Annotated in this window: 19 protein-coding genes and 2 tRNA genes; 6 read left to right on the top strand and 15 right to left on the bottom strand. The window is 36.0% G+C overall.

Going from position 1 to position 20,024, the window contains the following annotated elements:
- Positions 1-13 precede the first annotated feature (13 nt).
- The 14 genes from FLUTA_RS00690 to FLUTA_RS00755 all read right to left on the bottom strand — a co-directional run bounded on the left by FLUTA_RS00690 (position 14) and on the right by FLUTA_RS00755 (position 12,873).
- A complete protein-coding gene (locus FLUTA_RS00690) occupies positions 14-3,388 on the bottom strand; it encodes a T9SS type A sorting domain-containing protein (RefSeq protein WP_013684924.1) in 3,375 nt (1,124 codons plus the stop codon).
- A 352-nt stretch (positions 3,389-3,740) separates the two neighbouring features.
- Positions 3,741-3,813 (bottom strand) — tRNA-Cys (locus FLUTA_RS00695).
- An 8-nt stretch (positions 3,814-3,821) separates the two neighbouring features.
- Positions 3,822-3,894: transfer RNA gene (locus tag FLUTA_RS00700), tRNA-OTHER, on the bottom strand.
- A 24-nt stretch (positions 3,895-3,918) separates the two neighbouring features.
- A complete protein-coding gene (locus tag FLUTA_RS00705; RefSeq protein ID WP_013684925.1) occupies positions 3,919-5,289 on the bottom strand; it encodes an SDR family NAD(P)-dependent oxidoreductase in 1,371 nt (456 codons plus the stop codon).
- Positions 5,290-5,295: 6 nt separating this feature from the next.
- Positions 5,296-6,009 (bottom strand): DUF434 domain-containing protein, encoded by a 714-nt coding sequence (locus tag FLUTA_RS00710; RefSeq protein ID WP_013684926.1) that lies wholly within the window; start codon positions 6,007-6,009, stop codon positions 5,296-5,298.
- Positions 6,010-6,194: 185 nt separating this feature from the next.
- Entirely contained in the window at positions 6,195-7,286 is a 1,092-nt protein-coding gene (ychF, locus tag FLUTA_RS00715) for a redox-regulated ATPase YchF (RefSeq protein ID WP_043023994.1), read from the bottom strand.
- A 77-nt stretch (positions 7,287-7,363) separates the two neighbouring features.
- Positions 7,364-8,011: a T9SS type A sorting domain-containing protein gene (locus FLUTA_RS00720; protein ID WP_013684928.1), complete on the bottom strand. Its 648-nt coding sequence runs from the start codon at positions 8,009-8,011 to the stop codon at positions 7,364-7,366.
- A gap of 259 nt (positions 8,012-8,270) precedes the next feature.
- The gene (locus FLUTA_RS00725; RefSeq protein ID WP_013684929.1) at positions 8,271-8,993 is read right to left on the bottom strand and encodes a hypothetical protein; all 723 of its coding nucleotides are present in this window, start codon (positions 8,991-8,993) and stop codon (positions 8,271-8,273) included.
- Positions 8,994-9,083: 90 nt separating this feature from the next.
- On the bottom strand, positions 9,084-9,482 hold the full coding sequence (locus FLUTA_RS00730) for a hypothetical protein (RefSeq protein WP_013684930.1): 399 nt from the start codon (positions 9,480-9,482) through the stop codon (positions 9,084-9,086).
- 129 nt (positions 9,483-9,611) lie between these two features.
- Positions 9,612-10,145, bottom strand: a complete 534-nt coding sequence (locus FLUTA_RS00735; RefSeq protein WP_013684931.1) for a hypothetical protein — start codon at positions 10,143-10,145, stop codon at positions 9,612-9,614.
- A gap of 101 nt (positions 10,146-10,246) precedes the next feature.
- The gene (locus FLUTA_RS00740) at positions 10,247-11,014 is read right to left on the bottom strand and encodes a hypothetical protein (protein ID WP_169312044.1); all 768 of its coding nucleotides are present in this window, start codon (positions 11,012-11,014) and stop codon (positions 10,247-10,249) included.
- A 182-nt stretch (positions 11,015-11,196) separates the two neighbouring features.
- Positions 11,197-11,742 (bottom strand): hypothetical protein, encoded by a 546-nt coding sequence (locus FLUTA_RS00745; RefSeq protein WP_013684933.1) that lies wholly within the window; start codon positions 11,740-11,742, stop codon positions 11,197-11,199.
- Complete coding sequence (locus tag FLUTA_RS00750; RefSeq protein WP_148235366.1) at positions 11,739-12,113, bottom strand: hypothetical protein; 375 nt, start codon at positions 12,111-12,113, stop codon at positions 11,739-11,741. The genes FLUTA_RS00745 and FLUTA_RS00750 overlap by 4 nt, the downstream gene beginning before the upstream one ends.
- A gap of 178 nt (positions 12,114-12,291) precedes the next feature.
- Positions 12,292-12,873, bottom strand: a complete 582-nt coding sequence (locus FLUTA_RS00755; protein WP_013684935.1) for a fatty acid desaturase — start codon at positions 12,871-12,873, stop codon at positions 12,292-12,294.
- 298 nt (positions 12,874-13,171) lie between these two features.
- Here FLUTA_RS00755 and FLUTA_RS00760 point away from each other — a divergent pair, with 298 nt between their 5' ends.
- From FLUTA_RS00760 to FLUTA_RS00775, 4 genes are all read left to right on the top strand, one after another.
- On the top strand, positions 13,172-14,545 hold the full coding sequence (locus FLUTA_RS00760; RefSeq protein WP_013684936.1) for a M20/M25/M40 family metallo-hydrolase: 1,374 nt from the start codon (positions 13,172-13,174) through the stop codon (positions 14,543-14,545).
- 1 nt (position 14,546) lies between these two features.
- A complete protein-coding gene (locus tag FLUTA_RS00765; RefSeq protein WP_013684937.1) occupies positions 14,547-15,101 on the top strand; it encodes a DinB family protein in 555 nt (184 codons plus the stop codon).
- A gap of 209 nt (positions 15,102-15,310) precedes the next feature.
- Complete coding sequence (locus tag FLUTA_RS00770) at positions 15,311-16,579, top strand: aminotransferase class I/II-fold pyridoxal phosphate-dependent enzyme (protein WP_013684938.1); 1,269 nt, start codon at positions 15,311-15,313, stop codon at positions 16,577-16,579.
- A 237-nt stretch (positions 16,580-16,816) separates the two neighbouring features.
- Entirely contained in the window at positions 16,817-18,055 is a 1,239-nt protein-coding gene (locus tag FLUTA_RS00775; protein WP_013684939.1) for a sensor histidine kinase, read from the top strand.
- A gap of 4 nt (positions 18,056-18,059) precedes the next feature.
- On the opposite strand, the gene FLUTA_RS00780 is transcribed toward FLUTA_RS00775, so the two are convergent.
- Positions 18,060-18,686, bottom strand: coding sequence for a MarC family NAAT transporter (locus FLUTA_RS00780; protein ID WP_013684940.1), 627 nt, complete (start codon positions 18,684-18,686; stop codon positions 18,060-18,062).
- Positions 18,687-18,978: 292 nt separating this feature from the next.
- On the opposite strand from FLUTA_RS00780, the gene FLUTA_RS00785 reads away from it, so the two are divergent.
- Both FLUTA_RS00785 and FLUTA_RS00790 read left to right on the top strand, forming a co-directional pair.
- Positions 18,979-19,227 carry a four helix bundle protein gene (locus FLUTA_RS00785; RefSeq protein ID WP_425357329.1) on the top strand — a complete coding sequence of 83 codons (249 nt, stop codon included), beginning with the start codon at positions 18,979-18,981 and terminating at the stop codon, positions 19,225-19,227.
- 122 nt (positions 19,228-19,349) lie between these two features.
- Positions 19,350-20,009, top strand: coding sequence for a class I SAM-dependent methyltransferase (locus FLUTA_RS00790; protein ID WP_013684941.1), 660 nt, complete (start codon positions 19,350-19,352; stop codon positions 20,007-20,009).
- Positions 20,010-20,024: the final 15 nt, after the last annotated feature.

A 20,024-nucleotide genomic window follows, 5' to 3' on the forward strand; every position in this document is an offset into this window, starting at 1 on the left:
TAGCAATAATCTTTTAATTCTTCACTATTCGAAGGGTATACTTTTCGTTCTTCGATTGGATAAGCAATTGATAAACACCATCGCTAAACGCAGTTAAATCAACCTTGCTTGAATCACTAGCAGAAACTTGTAATACAATTCTTCCTTGTGCATCCAATAGGGAATATTGAAACTCTCCTGGGAGCTCAATAGTTGTTAAACCAATTGTTGGATTCGGATAAACAACCAATTGATTTGCCGCTAACTCTTCAACACCTAAACAAATATCAACGGTAATTGTTGATGAAGCAGTCTTCTCACAACCATTCAAATCAGAATAGGTATAAGTTACTGGATGAATTCCTAATCCAGCAGTTGCAGGAGTAAAAATAGTTCCGTTAATTCCTGTTCCACTATATGTTCCACCTGATGGAGAACCTTGGTTTAAGGCTGCCGCTCCATCTGAAAGACAGAAGGCTGGAATATTTGAAATAGTAACATTAGGTAGTTGATTCACCGTTACTGTCATTTGATCTTCTGCTTCGCAGCCTCCAACACTTGTTCCTGTAACAGTATAAGTAGTTGTTCCTAAAGTTGGTATAAAAGAAACACCATTCGTAACTCCATTATCCCAATCATATGTTGCAGCACCTGAACCATTCAATGTAATTGACTCACCATTACAAATATTCAAATTTGGTCCAGCACTAACATTTGGAGTATTATTTACAAAAATAGTTACCTGATCTGTTGCTGTACAACCGTTGCTTCCAGTTCCTGTTACTTCAAAAGTCGTTTGATTCGAAATTGGAAAGCTTGTACCATTCGTAACTCCGCCTGTCCATACATAAGATGCAGCACCAGAACCAAATAAAGTAACCATCGTACCTTCACACACGGTTTGGTCGACTCCTGCAGAAACATTTGGTGCAGATTGAACAGTTACCAAAATACTAGTCGCTGGAGAAACGCACCCATTTCCATCAGTGTAAGTCAACATATATGTATTCGTTGATGTAACATTGATACTTTGAGCGTTCGCACTTGTTGACCAAGTATTGCCTATTGCCTGAGAAGAAGTTAAAATAACTGAACCACCAGCACAAAATGTTGTTGGTCCGTTTGGTGTGATAATTGGTGCATTTGGAACGGAACCTACCGTTACGTTTACTGGTGTTGAAGTTGCAGAACACGCTCCTCCTGTTGAATGGGTAACAGTATAAGTTCCAGCCGTAGAAACTGTTATACTTTGATTGGTAGACCCATTTGACCAGGAATTTCCAGATACTGCCGAAGAAGTCAAGGTAACAGACCCTGTTCCACAAATTGCTGTTGATCCACTACTAGTAATGGTTGGTACCGCAGGAGCCGAAGCTACTGTAACAATTTGGCTTGCTGTAGCCGAACATCCAGATCCGTTATCCGCTGTAACAGTATATGTAGCAGTATTTCCAGGAGTAAATGCGACACCATTCGAAACACCATTATTCCAAGAAATATTTTGTCCACCAGAAGCCGTCAATGTTACACTTTGCCCCAAACAAATCGCGTTTGAAGAAGCATTAATCACCAAATTAACTCCAGTTGTTGTTACATTAAATGTTCCCGAATAGTTAAACTGACCATCATTTGCGGTCAACGTAATCTGAGCGGTTCCCGTGGTATTATTTCCTAAATTAGAAATGCTGACACCGTATGTCCCACTTCCAAGATTGGTAATTGAAATATCTGAATTATCGACCACATTCTGATCATTACTTGAAGCAGTAACCGCAGTAATTACTGAACCAACATTTGTAATAATCGCATTTACACCACTCATTCCAGTTGATTTACAAAAACTCTGAGCTGAAGGCATAGTCATTATTGCATCATTGTCTTTGTTTACAATTGCCTGATTCTTATCTGCTAATCCAGCATAAGTTGCATCGGCACTCCCAGTAGTAGAGGCTACCAAATTAAACGTGATATCTCCATCATCAGCAGTATCATCAACACCCGTAACTATAACATTTTGTGGTACATTCCAATTCGAAGTCGTAAAGGTTAATTGATTCGTACTAATTGTCCCTTCCGTTAAATCTGACGAACTTAAATTTACAGTAACGTTCGCCGTTGGTTGAGTTGCCAAAGCCACTCCAATAGTTATTGTAGTTCCTGTTTCGTTCACCACATAAGTTCCTGCATTACTGAAAGAAACTGATGGAAAAGCTACTGCATTGTATGCTCTAGAGTAAATTCCTCTGGCATCACCTTGGAATCCATTTCCAGACCAACATCCAACAAATCCTCCATTTGGCAATTTAGCTACGCTCACATATTCCTGCTCGCCAGCTAATGTACTATTCATTCGTAAAAGTCCGCTGTTGCTTGCATTGTAATTGGATCCATAAATAACATATGCCTCATTGTCATTAGGATTCGTATAACTTCCTGTTCGAATAGACTTAGAGATTAAAAAATCTCCATTATCATACAAATGTCCTTCAATATAATCGTACCAATCGTTGGTGGTTACTACGGGAAGTAATACCGCATTATTGACAATTGCTGAACCAGTATTTGCTAAAATCCATAATCGCATGTATCGTTGTGAACTCGTTGTACCGTGTGTTGTTGTAACGATAACTTCTCCATTATTGTTCCCACTAGCATCCAAATCGTTACCAACATTGTATTCTGAACCAGTTGACCATAACGCATATTCTGGTGCTTCAGCCAAATAAGAACTACTGAATGTTTTACGCATCACTCTACGATCAAACGTACAACAGCCAGATGTATTGATATACAAATGATAAATTGCTGTCATTCGTCCGTTTGGATGATAAACGATATTTGGCTCGTCATAAGAAGCCGAAGATCCTGTAATTTCAGAAACTAAAACCTCTGTATTAATCCAATTATTTGTTGAAAGATTGTATCCGCGCAAATACAACTGATTATTCGAAGATTTACTATATAGGAATGACAGAGAATCACCCTTTGGAGATAGGTCATATTTTAATAGTGATCCTGGAACGGTTGTTTCAGCACTCACCACATTCAACTCATCCAAAATCAAAAATTTCAATGTGGGGCCAGATGTCTCAATGAATGAAATAATATACTTACCGTTTTTCCAATATTCAATATTGATCGACTTTGAATTATCTGTATTAATTGTTAATTCTGAAGTAATTGGGCTATGAGAACTATCGTATCTTCTAGCCATGATAGTTCCAGAAGTTTCAGCAGTTGTCCAAATAATCACATAACCACCGCTAGGATCTGCAGCTATTTGGCTATTAAATTGACTGGTGGGAATATCTGTATTCACTAATTGCTCTAGTGAAACAGGGGTTAATGTTTGTCCCCATGATACCATAAAAGAGATGGTAAAAAGGCATGTTAATACTACTAATTTCATTGAATTCTTATTAAACTTTGGTCAAAATTAGGCATTTCAACAGGCCTCAAAGACTTTTTTGACGGGACAAAACGGGACAATTTCACAAGCGCAAAAAGATGATTTCAAAACTAACTGATTAACAGATTTTTAATTTTTCAGGAAATTAATAAGCGTGCTGGATCACACTATTCAAAATGTGACACGAACTAGTAATGAAGTATTCTTAAAATACTTACGAGCCGTATTCTCAGCGGATTTTTCATGGGAATAGTCATTGGATTGCTTGTTATATTTGCTTCCTCTGAACAGAAGCTTGAAACGGGCAACTAATGGAAAAAAGCACCCGTCGATTGACAGATGCCTTTTCTTTTGTGAGTGGACAGGATTCGAACCTGTGTCTGCCGGGTTTGCATCCCGCTGTTTTTCCACTAAACCACCACTCCCATGCAGATCAGGGTAGACAGGATTCGAACCTGTGTCTCCTGTTTGTTGGCAGGCGTACTTCCTATTGTACTAATACCCCGATCATTTCCTTGTTTCCGAATGTTTTACCAGTCGGAAACCTTATAATCTTTTAGCAATACACCATAAAAATACGTTTTTTCAATCCCTCTGCAAATCGGGTGAAAAATCCTGCTGGCTCCATCAACGGAATCCAATGGTGGAATGTAGCCTCTTTCAAATTGTTTTTTTCGTAAACTTTCCACCGCACCTGTAGAAATCCACCCCACATCTACACAGGACATGTAAATCCCGGCTTCTGCAAATTCCTGGGCGCTGGTTCGCGTCAACATGTTTAGAGCTGCTTTAGTCATGTTGGTATGCGGATGATACTTCGTTTTGTTGGAATAACTAAACAAGCCTTCCGAAGAAGTTACATTCACAATAAATTTTTCGGCAAATGACGAACGCAGGAAAAAGGGTTTCAGCTCTTTGATCAGCATATATGGCGCAATTTGGTTAATCAGATTCACCTCCAGTAATTCGCGGGTAGGAATTTCTTCCAGCAACGAATTCCAACTGTTCTTTTCCCGCATATCCACTGGCTGACCAAAGCGGTTTAATGGGATTGAATCCTGCTTGAATTCCGCATATTCAAGCAATTTTGCCTCATTCGAAACGGGTGTTCGGTTTTCGATCAGATTTTTTAAGGCTCCCAGTTCTTTCTTTGCTTTTTCTTCCCCGGAAATAACCGGAGCATAATAGTCTAATGGGTAATGAATTGTCTGAGCAGCATTATTGATCAGGATATCCAGGGTATCAAACCTAGAAGCGTAATAGGCAATAAACTCCTGGATTGCATGCAGATTTCTTAAGTCCAACCCGTAAACTGTCAGCCGGTCTTTCCACTCTTTATAATCACTTTCTTCCCGGAACTGACTTAAGGCTAGTGCCGGAAAACGAGTGGTTAAAACAACTTCTGCCTTATTACGCAGCATTTTCAGAGCTGTGGCATAGCCCACTTTCACACGACCACCTGTCAAAATCACTTTTCTAGCTGTCAGATCAGATTCTTCAAATCGCCGCATGTAATTTTCAATGGAACAATCCGGACACAAACGGGCATAAAAGAAATGTGCCAGATCATAAGTGGTATTGCAGCAATAACAATTACGCGGGATTTCCAGCCTGGTAAATTGCTGCTTTTCCCGGAAATCAGAATCCCCGAAAAAAGTGGTTGCAGCAAGTGCCTGTTGATTGACAACTGTGTTGCTTATCACTTCCCAATCTTTTTCTCTTTTGCCGGCCAGGTTTTCGCTGCGCTTATTTTTCTTTACCTGTTTGTGGATCTTGGTAATCAAACCTGCCAATAACCGATTATCCGGATTATTAAATGGATCATCCTTCAAGGCAGACAATACTTTGATACATTTTTCCCACTCTTCTTGGGTAAACTGAGTATTCCTCTCGTTTTCCATCCTTTATTAATCCGTTAAATCAATGATATTCGGAGCTGACTGCTTTCCGACAATATATTTCAAAAAATTGAAATTCCAGGTACTATTATCGAGAATCCAGGCATCAGAGCTAACTGAAATCTTATTTTCATTCACAATATCTGCATCCGTTTGAAAAGTCAAACTGACCTGCCAATCGTTGCCTTTTTCCATAGCCATTTCTTCAATCAATTTCTTCAGCTTGCCGCTATTGGAAACCGGTTTATCAAAATACCAATGCAACTTTTTGATCTTTGTACTTTCATAAAACTCCCCAACTAATTCAATCGCTCTGGAAGTCTGGGTCACTTTTTTATACGATCCGTGTACACTTGAAAGATCCCGGTAAAATCCATCTGCACCTTTAAACAAATAGGCACCAGAGAGAAAGCTTTCTAATAATATCAGGACATTAAATCCGTCAATGACTACCTCCTCATTTTCCAATGCTTCGTACTGAAGACTTCGCGCTTTCCGTTTTGCGACCTGTTCAGCCGATGCAGCCATTCCCTGAACAGCTTTTTGCTGTCTGACATTCAGTTTGTAGCGATTACCTATTAAAGCCAATGCAGATTTCTGAGCATATCCTCTTCCCATCAAATGACCGAGGTCTTCCACAGCGTCTTTCAATTTCAGGTGTACCGTTTCAGAACCAAATAGTTTGTCGTCCGAAGGTTCTTTTCCGCGATTTGTCTGCCCCATTTATATGAATTAGAGGTGAAAAGTAAAAATAATTGAATCCATTCAGATACTAATCCTATTTTTTTAACTAGAAGGGATAAGTACAATATTATCCACCACCTACCAGAGTAATATATTGATTGCAAACAAAAAATCCCCGATCCCGTAAGCTCGGGATCGGGGATTTCAACTATTACTAGTGCCAATTACACATTAAATCTAAAGTGCATGATATCTCCATCCTGCACAATGTATTCTTTTCCTTCGACCTTAAATTTACCTGCTTCTTTTACTGCAGCTTCCGAACCTAAAGTAGTGTAATCGTTATATTTCATTACTTCCGCGCGAATGAATCCTTTTTCAAAATCTGTGTGGATTACTCCGGCTGCTTGTGGAGCAGTAGCTCCAACATGAACTGTCCAAGCTCTTACTTCTTTTACTCCAGCAGTAAAATATGTTTGAAGATTCAATAAAGAATATGCAGTACGAATCAAACGGTTCACGCCTGGTTCTTCCAAACCAAGTTCTTCTAAGAACATTTGACGCTCTTCATACGTTTCCAATTCTGTGATATCTGCTTCGATTTTTGCTCCAACGATTAAAATTTGAGCATTTTCATCTTTCACAGCTTCGCGAACTGCTTCTACATGTGCGTTTCCTGTTTTCACCGCAGATTCCTCCACGTTACAAACATACATGACAGGCTTCGATGTAATTAACTGGAATTTCTGAACGATTTCCAATTCTTTCTCATCAAAACTCATGGAACGAACAGATTTTCCTTGTTCCAAAACAGCTTTAATCGCTACCGCTAAATCATTTTCCTTGATAATCTCTTTATCTCCCGATTTCAAGTTACGAGCTAAAGATTGAATACGCTTTTCAATCGATTCCAAATCTTTCAACTGCAATTCGATATCGATGATTTCCTTATCACTTACAGGATCTACACGACCGTCAACGTGAATAATGTTTCCATCTTCAAAGCAACGAAGTACGTGCAAAATAGCATCAGTTTCACGGATGTTTGCTAAAAATTGATTACCAAGTCCCTCTCCTTTTGAAGCTCCTTTTACCAAACCTGCAATATCTACAATTTCCATCGTTGTTGGCACTACTCTCTCCGGATTCACCATCGATTCCAATTTCTCCAAACGCGGATCCGGAACAGAAATAGTTCCCACGTTTGGTTCAATCGTACAGAAAGGAAAATTCGCAGATTGCGCTTTAGCGTTAGATAAACAATTAAACAAGGTTGACTTCCCTACATTCGGTAAACCAACTATTCCGCATTTCAATGCCATAGATTTTTTTTTTGCAAAGATAATTTATAATTGCAAATGATTTCACAGAAAGTATGTTTGCGTAAATATGGTTATTCCATCACTGCTTTAAACGTTTGTTTTAAATCCAATCCAACACGGAATAAATAAATACCTCGCGATAAATTACTCATATCCACAGGTGTGTTTTCTGAATCAATCCTTCCTGTCAGCATCAACTTTCCCGTATGGTCATACACAAAGTAGTCAGCACCCAATTGGCTTATCCCGGTTTGAATGGTAACTTGACTTTTTATAGGATTGGGAAATAAAGAAAATGCATCTGCAATTTCAGATCTATTGGACAATCCGTTGGTCGTTCCGAAGCTTAGTAAACACGTATCAATATTAAAGGCGTCTATACCATAAACAAAAACTACAGTTAAAGGTTCACAAGCCAAAGATCCACTTAACGTAACTTGATAATCATTTGTAGTTTGTCCAATCTGAGCAAAGAAAGACATTCCACCTGTTGCAACTGTATCACCATTACAGTCAAGCACAGCAGAAACATAAGGGTAATTAACATGACTAGTTGAGGGTTCAGAAAATTGAATGCTAACGCTGTACAGACTTGAATCCGAAGGATCTGGATTTATTCCCGAAATTGTAAAATCAGCGCATGAAATAGATTGGGCCATTAATGTGCAGGAGAAGCTTATAATTGTAAATACTGAAAGTAATAATGATTTCGTTTTCATAATCTTTTTTTAATTTTAAACGAAGGAAATTCTTCGGCTTTCCTATTTTGCCTTTTTGTTAAGACAAAGGTATATCCGTTCATCTGCACAGATGTTATAAAAAACCGGTAATTACTTATGAATATGCGCCAACTGTTTTTCAAAGAAGATCTTAGGCATGTAGCTGGACCCGTGTTATGAGAGTGGTCGATGCACAAAGCTCCAAGTTAAGCACCCTTTCGGAAAATACTGCGCATTTAAAATTATTTGTTATACTTAATTATTTTAGAAAGCATTCCTTCATCTCAAATATTAAGTTAATCATTTCAATATAATCTTTTCGATGTTGATCAAAATCCATTGAAATTGTGATAGGAATAGCATTTTTTGGGAACGTTGGATTATTTCTTATTGCGTATTCATTGAACATAGTGATTTGATCAAACCATAATTTGCAATCTACTAATGATTTGAATATGAGGTTTTCAGAAAGTGATTCAATTTTTTTCAATTTTGATGATTCTAACTTGTTTGAATATCTAGAAACAATCTTTTCTAGTTCATGATATCCTCTTTTCATTCCGAAATCTACTTGTTCTGCTAAATTCCCCATTGAAGTCCCTGTATAGGGATCTGGTATTCTAAAATCCACTTCGAAAAAATTTCTTGCAATTTTCTCCGACACATACTTATTCCTTTCAGGATTGCTAATATTAAATCTGTCAGGATGATTAATTAGAATAAGATCGATATAGTATAAAAATGATTCTGCTGATTTTATCATTTTAGAACAAACAATTTCACGAATTGCACTTTTCTCTTTTTCTTCCTTTAGTTTTATCCAAATTCGATGGATCATATAAACTAATGATAATCCAATTCCAACAAGTAATAATATTTTAATTTCATGTTTTGTCTCCAACATTAAAGAACGAATTATCGTCACCATTGAAATAATGGTAATAATAAATTCAATCCCTATTAGTTTGAGTTTCTTGAGCATGGTTTATTGCGTATAACGTTTCTCAACTAGGAGACGCGGGCCTCTCGGTTGTGGTTGTTTAGCCCGTGGCTTTTAGTTGATGTTATAAACCTAAATTAATTCAAAATAGATAAATATCAAGCTTGAAGATATTATTGTTGCAATCGCCAAATACCGCTCAATTTTTATCGAATTACCTTTATTATTTTTTAAGTTAATTATTGAAACAATTACAGCAATTATTAAACTAACTAATCCGATAGGAATTCCCGAAAGGTCCATACCAACATGTACCATTTTTCCATCAAGCTCCGTCAACCCTCTATTCGGATTAATCCAATTCCACAAAAGATAAATTGATTGAAAAACAAAGCAATACGTAAAAATCATAAGGAGTATAAAATTGAATGCTCGGAATAAAACACTCCCCTCCAATTTACTTAATATCAATATTATAATTGCAATTGAAATAACTACAAGTTGGGGCATCTCTTTTAAATGAGTCTGCATTATCAGGTATGAAATTAATAATAGCCCGTAGAATATGTATTTAGAAACGTCTTTGATCAAAGCTCTGTTCTTATATGGTTTATAACGTTTGGCGCTTTTGATTATTTGCTGTTAGCTGTAGTGTATAAATCATCTGAATCCATTAATAAAAAGATCAAAAAAAGTTTTAGTTCTCAAATTGTATCTTACATTAAAATAATAATGCCACCCATCATAAACCAGAACATGATTACCCTTCCAAAATCCTTGTTCTTTTATTTTGTTATCAAAGAAACAATTAATATAAATTATTGAATCTCCTTTTCCAATAACATAACCTAAGTACTGTTTGGTATAGCAATTTAGACTATCTGAGATAAAAATATCCTTGTTTGTCATGAATGATTTAAGTTCTTTTTCAATTTGTATGATCGATTCTAATTCGGGCACAAATCTCATTGAATTTTGACTTTTCGCAAATATTCTCAACGGATCAATTTCAATGGTCTTTAAACTATCCATTTTCTGACGAATTTTAAAATTATTACCATAAATCACCCCTTCAAAACTATCTGTTTTAAAAACTAAATTGCTATCTGGAAAGGTTAACTCAGTTGTAATTTGTCCATTTGTTATGAAACAAACAATTAAAATTGAAAAAGTGGCAGTTAAAATTTTATTCATGGGTAGTTCTTTCTATTACAGCTAACGTTTTCCAAATAGGCAAAGGCGCCTAACAAATGTAGCACTTTTGGCGCTTTTGCTTATTTGGTGTTATGTACAGTTTAAAATTCATAACCAATTCTAAATTGTGGAACGACTCTACTGAATCCAAATTGGCTGTATTTATTTGTTACCTCATATTCAGTGTCATAATCTCCCCCTCCAGTATTTCCTAGAACATCTTTACCCGTTGAATGAATATTAGATGCTTTATTAAAGCTAGTATAAAGTAAGTATTCTGAAATTTCTAATCCCACATTTAATTTATTTGTCAATTTATAGTAAACTCCAATACCTAAACCTAAACCTGTAGCGAAGCCCGCACTTATTTTTTGATTTTCTGTCCAAATATAATCTGTCGGGTAATCAGAGTTTGTTCTATTATAATAGTTGTTCGTCCCTTTTCCATAATAGACAAATGGAATTTCTGATTTTAATCGAATCCTAAGACTTTTAAAATTTTCGTCTTTACAAAATGTGATACTTGTCAAATAATGAGTTTGCTTATAATCAAATGTCTCTTTAACAAAATAATGTGCTCCACCATTGTAATCATACTCATTTTTTTCATTCACTGATCTTGTGACAAGCCCCAAATTTATTCCAAGCGAAAAATCGTTTATTTTCCTTTGATAACTGAATGAATACCCCAGTGAAAGATATTTTCGTGAATAATTAACTGATGGTGTCAGTAACCATTCATCCGTAAAATATTGTTTCATTGAATTTGTCATTATTGGAGAAAAAACGCCAATAGAGATTTCATTTTTTTGGCACATTGCTAATAAACCAAAAATCGTAAAGGTTAATGTTAGTGTAGTGTTCTTCATAATTGTACATAACGTTTTGGAGCTTTGCTTCGGCCGTTTTGGAACCGTTGTCTACCGAAATGTTTAAATAAAGATACAATGTTGCTAGGCATTTGCAAAGAAAAAATAAAGAAATTGTCTACCGCTTTTGCAAATGCTTTGGTGTCTGCAAGGCTGGGGCAAAGGTGCTGTTAGCGGTAGTTTTATTTTTCGACAAATTTCACAAGATTATACATTACGGGTTTATTCTCCATGGATTCACCATCAACTACCTTGTAGTTTCCTTCAGCGTCAACGATAACAACAGACCCACTATTTTTCAACAAATAACGGATATCTAGTTTAGGAATCACTATTTTCTGGGATGGACCTTTGGTTGGTTCAAAAATAAAAGGGATAAACCGTGTAATATAATTAACTCTATCCTTATTTAAAGATTGTTTAAATTCTAATTTCACATATATGTCAGGACATTTAATTATCATTGGTTTGTAACCGATTGTGGAGCAGAAATAGCTCAAATTATATTGTCCGATTTTCGCATTTTCCATTTCCCAACCTTGACACATTGTCGATATTGATTTTTGATTAACAAAAAAATCTACGGAAACAAGAGTATCTTTATTATTAAGTTCAATGTTCTCAAATTCGAAAGTTATACTATATCCCCAAAAAAAACCATCTTGAGCGACAAGATTTGAGGTGTGTAATATTGTAAAAAGGCTAATGATTAAATAAAGTTTAGTCATCTTTTATTAATTTTAGTTAACTTATTGCTAATTGATAGGTTCTCTTTAAACCTTTCTTTATACAGTTCATCATCTGAAGCAATAGTAACATTATACTTTGCATAGACACCACCGTTGCTTGCTGCATCTGATACCCATTCTTTAGTAATCATTATGTTGTTGTTTTTTAATGTAAAGTTTATTTCTGTTGGAACGTTTTCACGATATGAACCAATATGATGCCCTGTTATTAGATAAAACAGCTGTATGTTTTCAATTGTTTCCTTGCAAGGAAAACGATTATTCTTGTTGAGAGAATCGGCACACGAGTATTCCCTTGATTCAAAGGTTCTGTAAGAAAAAATGAGTGTTGGAAATTTTGTTCCAACCACATATTCATTGTTTCCGAAAATCGTTATTGTATTGTTTGATTTATATATACTATAATTTATTGAGTTGAATTGCTGCCCTAATGTTTCATAGAAAAAAACATTAATGCTGTCAATATTTATTCTCGTGTCGAATTTAATAGTCAAATTAAAATTGTCTTCTCCGGTGGCTTGACCAAAGCTAATTAATGAAAGCCATTAGAAATTCACCTACAAGCATAACAATAATGTGATAAATTAAGAAGTCGATACGAAAATAAAATACAATTGCTGCAAAAATTACAATTGAAATAAGTTCTAAAATTACATTTCGTTTATAGTTTTTATTTCCAATTTGTAGAGTTACTTTGTGGATTAAAAACATATGAACAGGTCCGTATAAAATTGCACCGTACCAAGTCATTCCAGCGGATTTGCCTTCGTAATCTTGGTCTGTCAAACAATATTTGTGATGTCTTATGTGATTGAATTTAACAGCGTGAATAGACGTCATCATTAAAATACTGTTTATGTACAACGACAACCAAGTCAAAAATTTATTTGTCCCAAGTGAATTATGGAAACCGTTATGAACTTGTCGAAGCCCAGTCAAAAAGAAAAATGCTGAAAAGGGTAATGCTATAATGTAGTAGCCAAAATAAGCAAGTGATATTGAAATTAAAAACCAAGGTATTGTCAAGTTGTTCTCAATTAGCATTTCTTTGAAAGACAAACTTTTCAAGTCTTTCCATTCAACCTTTTTTAGTATTTCTTGATGTGTCATATTTTCTACGGTTGTCGGTTAAAATATCTGCTAACTTAGTTATCTGCGCTACATAATTACCCTATTTGTAATTAAAGTGTTGTATAGGCGCAACTTTGTTTCGTTTTATTTTTCAATCAAATATATTAAAATTCGCTTCAAGTCGTCAAATGGACTTCTGATCTTCTGAATGACCAGCCAACCGCATTAAAATGATTTCATGAACTGACATTTCAAACAAAAGGATGGGCCTTTTAAACACTTTGACGATTCGTTTCTTATTTTCGCAGCATTACAACAACTGAAATTATTTGCAAGTATGAAATACTATTCTTTTTTGCTGCTTTTATTGCTATCGGGCTTTTCGTTTTCTCAAAAAAGCTCCGGGTCGGACTCTACAATCATTCGACAGTTCTTCGACGAAGCTTTGGTGAGAGGGAAATCTCATGAAGATCTGCGTTCATTATGTAAAGGAATCGGAGCAAGACTTTCGGGTTCTGCTCAGGCTCAAATGGCTGTTGAATGGGGAAAACGAAAAATGGAATCTTACGGTTTTGATAAAATTTACCTACAACCGATTATGGTTCCACACTGGGAAAGAGGAAACAAAGAAGTTGCTTGGTATCAAAGTGGATCAGGAGATGCAATTCCTGTTGATATTTTAGCCCTTGGAGGATCTATTGGAACAAACGGAACTTTGAAAGCAGAAGTCATTGAATTCAAATCATTGGACGAATTAAAAAAAGCAACAAAAGCAAGTGTTCAAGGGAAAATTGTCTTTTTGAATCAACCAATGAATGCTGCAAATATTGTTACGTTTCAAGCTTACGGAGGTTGTTACGGAATTCGTGGTCAAGGAGCTGTTGAAAGCGCAAAACTGGGCGCTGTAGGAGTTGTGATTCGTTCGTTGGCTTTGCCTGATGATCATTTTCCTCACACAGGATCGATGTATTACGAAGACGGTGTTTCAAAAATTCCCGCTGGAGCTTTGTCCACAATTTCTTCTAATGAACTCTCAAAAGCACTTTCAAAAGGCAAAGTAAATCTGATTCTGGAAATGGATTGTAGAGATTTTCCCGATGAACCTTCTTTCAATGTGATGTGCGAAATCACTGGTAAAGAAAAGCCCAATGAAATTATCACCATTGGCGGACATTTAGATTCCTGGGATGCAGGTGAAGGAGCTCACGACGATGGTGCTGGAATCGTTCACTGCTTGGAAGCATTGCGCATTTTGAAAGAAACAGGTGTTCAACCAAAGCATACAATTCGTGTGGTTTTCTTTATGAATGAAGAGAACGGAAACAAAGGCGGAATTAGCTACGCTGAATGGGCAAAAAAAGAGAATCAGAAACAAATTGCAGCTGTTGAAAGTGATCGGGGTGGATTTAGTCCAGAAGGTTTTGAGTGTGATGGCGCAGAATCTTACATACAACTAATGAAAGGATTCTCAACAGTTCTGGCGCCTTATGGGTTGCATCATTTTGAAGCTGGTTATGGCGGAGTAGATATTAGTCCTTTGAAAAAATCCTATGAAGGTATTCCACTTTTCGGATTCGTTCCAGATTCACAACGTTATTTTGATTTTCATCATGCTGCAAGCGATATTTTTGAAAGTGTCAACAAACGAGAACTCGAATTAGGTTGCGCAAGTATGGCCGCTTTTGTTTATTTGTTAGATAAATCTTTATAATATGCCAGAACAAAACAATTTCGTAGGAAGACCAAATCCAGAATTCGCACCTGCTTATGCGAAGTATTATTTTGAGCGAACAATTGGGCAAGACGACTTAATGCTTGCCTTGCAAAAAGATATGGATAACACCGTGAAATTTATTGCAAGTCTACCAGACGATAAAGAAAATTATCAATATGCCGATGATAAATGGACGTTGAAAGGTGTCATTCTTCATTTTATTGAAACAGAACGCATTTTTCAATACCGTGCACTTCGGTTTTCGCGCAAAGATAAGACTGAAATTGAAGGATTTGATGAAGGTTGGTACAGTCAACACAATAACACCGATCAACGCACATTTCAAGATTTAATGTTAGAATTTATAGATGTTCGCAAAGCAAGTATTTCTCTTTTCAAAGGAATGAATACTGCAATGTTGGATTCTGTTGGAACGGCAAACAATAGCCCGAATACCCCCCGAAATTTGGGCTGGATTATGGTTGGACACGTAATTCACCACTGCAATATTATCAAAGAACGCTATTTAGTAGATGATGATGAAGCCTTTTGAATGATTAATGATAAAGTATTTCATTATTAAGCCAGATTCCATTCTTGATAATTGATAATTTCTATTGCCTTTACTCCTAATTCTACCCCTGTTCATTTCTTGGTTAAGAAATTTTCATAAGAATTTGGTAATATAAGCGCTAATACTTCTAAATTTGCACTCTGAACCATTTCTCAAATATTGAATTGATGGATGGAAAATGAACAAGTATGACAGATATTTTTGATAAAATTGAACGTAATCGTGGACCTATTGGACAATACTCTAAAGGAGTTCACGGTTATTTCACCTTTCCAAAATTAGAAGGTGAACTAGGTAACAAAATGATTTTCCGCGGAAAAGAATGTTTGGTTTGGTCTTTAAACAACTACCTAGGATTAGCAAATCATCCAGAAGTTCGTAAAGCTGACGCAGATGCTGCAGCACAATACGGATTGGCTTACCCAATGGGGGCTCGTATGATGACTGGTCAAACTAGCGAACACGAGAAGTTGGAAAATGAGTTGGCTGAATTCATGGGAATGGAGGATTGTATCCTTTTGAACTTTGGATACCAAGGAATGGTTTCTGCAATTGACTGTTTGGTTGACCGCAGTGATATCATTGTTTATGACTCAGAAGCTCACGCTTGTATTTTGGATGGTATGCGTTTACACACAGGTAAGCGTTTCGTATTCCAACACAACGACATGGAAAGCTTTGACAAACAAATGAGAAATGCTACTCGTTTGGCTGAAACAACTGGTGGTGGTATTTTAGTTATTACTGAAGGTGTTTTCGGAATGGCTGGAGATCAAGGTCGTTTGAAAGACATTATCGAATTCCGTAAGTCAGGTAAATACAACTTCCGTTTATTCGTTGATGATGCTCACGGATTTGGTACATTGGGAGAAACTGGACAAGGTGCTGGAGAAGCTCAAGGTGTTCAAAATGAAATCGATGTATTATTCGGAACTTTTGCAAAATCAATGTCTTCAATTGGAGGGTTTATTTGTGCCAAAGAATCAATTATCGAATACTTCCGTTACAACATGCGTTCGCAAATGTTCGCAAAAGCATTGCCAATCACTATTACAATTGGTGCGCGCAAGCGTTTAGAGTTGTTGCGTACACGTCCAGAATTGAAAGCTAAATTGTGGGAAATTGCAGATGCTCTTCAATCAGGATTTAAAAATGCTGGTTTTGATATCGGTGCTTCAAATTCTCCTGTAACTCCAGTTTTCATGAAAGGAAACTTGGCAGAAGCAACGAATTTGACATTTGACTTACGCGAGAACTACAATATTTTCTGTTCAATTGTCATTTATCCTGTAGTTCCTAAAGACGTAATTATGCTGCGTATTATTCCAACTGCAGCTCACACTTTGGAGGATGTAAATTACACCATTGAAACATTCAAAAAATTGAAAGACAAATTAGACGCTGGTGCTTACAAAGCAGATGAATTAGCAGCTGTTGAAGTTGACAAGAAAAAGTAAAAGAAAGCACTGCTTTCGATTAAAGACAAGCGTTAGCGCAGTCATGTAAAGTCATAATTAACTAGAGAGAGGTCTACTTATCTCTAGTTAGAAAAAATTAAACCCTGATCCCGTATATACGAGATCAGGGTTTTTTCATGCTTTCAACTAACATTCTCAGTGAATTACGAACAATTCGACAAATAATCGAATCAGGAAATCAAAGAATCGTGTATATTCACAACACAAAACTAAACTATGCTAAAATTGCTTCGATCCGTGTTCTCCCCAAAGTTCACCAATGAAACAAATTTCGAAGATGAGACAAAATTGCTTTTGGCTTATCGAATGTCTTTGTTTTTGACAATTGCAATTGGAATATTGACTATTGTATTATTTATTTATTTCAGTATCGTCATTGCTTGCGTCACATTATCAGCATTCATATCTGTATTAGTAACCACAGCTTACATTTATAGAACTTCCAAGTTTCGAATTCCAACAATACTATTCAACATCATTGGTGCAGTTTGTTGTACATCTACTTTATTTTTCATTCATAATCAGCCCCATTTTTTAGATGGATTTTGGATGACAATCAATATACTATTTGCATTTATTGTACTTGGTGCACGTTGGGGAATTGGCTTCACTTTATTTCATGCAGCTTGTCAATCCGTTTATTTCTATTATTTCCTAGATGACCAAATGCAAATCATGCGAGATTTGACCCATGAACAGCTAGTCGCAATCGTTATAAACTGCCTACTTTGCTTCTCAATTATTGGTTATTTAGGTTGGGAAAACATTCGAACCAATGAAGTGGGCAAGAAAAAATTAAACGAAGCGCAAGATGTTCTTCAAGTTCAATACAACATCATCTCCAAACAAAATGAAGAGAAAACGGTGATGTTGAAAGAAATTCATCATCGGGTAAAGAATAACTTACAAATCATTACTAGTCTACTGCGCTTGCAATCGCGAGAGCTTGAAAATCCAGAAGCCATTGCCAAATTCAAAGATGCCACGCATCGGGTAATTGCCATGTCGATGATTCACGAAAAAATGTATCAAAGTGATCACCTTTCTACACTTCATTTGAGAGAATACTTACACGATCTTTCTACTGACTTGGTTTCATCTTATCAATCTGGATATCCTGTAAACCTGAAGATTGATTGCGACATTGATTCCATTGGTTTACGCTCCGTAGTTCCAATTGCACTAATTTTGAATGAATTGATATCAAACTCATTAAAATACGCCTTCGATGATTACGACAATTGCTTGATTACCATTTCATTTATGCATTATCAAGGTAAAAAATGTAAGCTCCTTTACAAGGACAGCGGAACTTGGAAGGCACCTTCTCGTCAAGGTTCTTTTGGATTAGACCTCATAGAATCGTTAACAGAACAATTGGAAGGAACAATGGATTTAAAAACCTATCCAGAAACTAGTTTTGAAATCATTTTTAGCCCACAAGAAGACAAGTAATTAATTACTTGATTTTCAAAATCTCTTGTACCGCTGACGAAACATACTCCACTCCGATTGCAATAACAATGAATCCGATAATGCGAGAAATTGCATTGATTCCAGAAGCTCCTAAGGCTTTGACGATAAAATGAGATGTGCGTAGAATCAAATAAATCACCAAACAAACTGCGATAATTGCACAAACAGACATCAAATGCTGCTGATGACTCACAAAAGTTTGGTTGTAGGTAATCAGTAAAGAAATAGATCCTGGCCCAGCTAACATCGGAATTGCCAAAGGAGTTAAAGAAACTTCCGACCTCGTTTCCAAATCTGCCTGAACACTTGCTTTTTTCATTCCTTTGTGCTTGGTGAATGAGCCTGTCAATAACGCAAATCCGGAAGTCGCAATAATCAATCCACCAGCTACTCGCAAAGAATTGATGCTGATTCCAAAGAAACTCAACACATATTTTCCTGCGAAAAAGGAAATTAAAAGAATGATACATACATTGATTGAGGTCCACAAAGAAGTTTTATCTCTATTGTGTTTGGTATCATCCTTTGTTAATCCAACAAAGACGGGAACAGTTCCCAAGGGGTTCAAAACAGAGAATAAAGCGGCAAAAACACTGATGAAAAGTTCCATTTTTTTCTGCAAAAGTCCCCATATTTCGGAGTTTGAACGTTAGGTGTATGTTAAATGTTAATTACGATTAATTCCTAATTCCTAATTCCTAATTCCTAATTCCTAATTCCTAATTCCTAATTCCTAATTCCTAATTAATCAATTCACAATTTTTATTATATTAAGTAAAAAACCATATTCACATCAAAGAAAATATTATTCAACAGAAAAGCTTCGATTTTGCAGTGCAGATAATCGAAATCTATAAATATCTTGCTTATGAGAAAAAAGAATTCGTCTTGTCTAAACAACTTTGCGCTCCGGAACATCCATTGGAGCAAATATTTCTGAGGCGGTTCGAGGGCAATCTTCAAAAGATTTTATTCATAAACTTCAGATTTCCAGAAAAGAAACAAGTGAAACTCTTTATTGGTTAACCTTGCTTCAAAAAACAAATTATTTAAAACCAGATACAGCAATAATACTAATTCAGTCATGTGAAGAATTATTAAAAATTCTTACTTCCATTATAAAAACACTTGAACTCAAGATAAAGAATTGAATTAGTCGATTCCAGCAATCCAGGTATGTCTATGGTAAGCATATTCGTAATTCGTAATTCGTAATTCGTAATTCGTAATTCGTAATTCGTAATTCAAATCATTAACTTCGTAAAAACACAAAATGGAGAAAGAAGAATTAGCGGCACTTGCCTCTCAATTAAGCCATCCATCAGGAGATAAAGGCATTGAGATTGCTCAAATGATGAACGAAACGAATATCGGAATGACTAAAAACGCCATCTCGAATTTGAATCTGACAGCAGATGATTCAGTTCTGGAATTAGGTCATGGAAATGGTGGACATTTGGAATTTCTCCTTTCTCAAAATACCAACATCAATTACACTGGGTTAGAGATTTCAACCTTAATGAATCAAGAAGCTCAGCTACGGAATCAACAGTTTATTGACCTCAAAAAAGCCTTTTTTGAACTCTATGATGGAAAAATCATTCCTTTCTCTGAAAATCAGTTTGACAAATTATTCACTGTAAACACACTCTATTTTTGGGACAAGCCATTAGAGATATTCGCGGAATTATCACGTATTTTAAAACCCAATGGATTACTTTCGCTCACTTTTGCCCACCGAAGTTTCATGGAGACACTTCCTTTTACGCCATTTGGCTTCACATTATACAATCCAGATGAAGTGATGAAATTGATTGAACAAAGTAATTTTAGATTAATACACGAAGACTTACAACTTGAAACGGTAATGACAAAAGCAGGAGATCCTGTAGAACGGAAATTTTCCACATTCGTTCTTGACAACAATAAATAACTTCGTTCTATACCT

Origin of the sequence: Fluviicola taffensis DSM 16823, assembly GCF_000194605.1 — a bacterium.
GTDB lineage: Bacteria > Bacteroidota > Bacteroidia > Flavobacteriales_D > Crocinitomicaceae > Fluviicola > Fluviicola taffensis.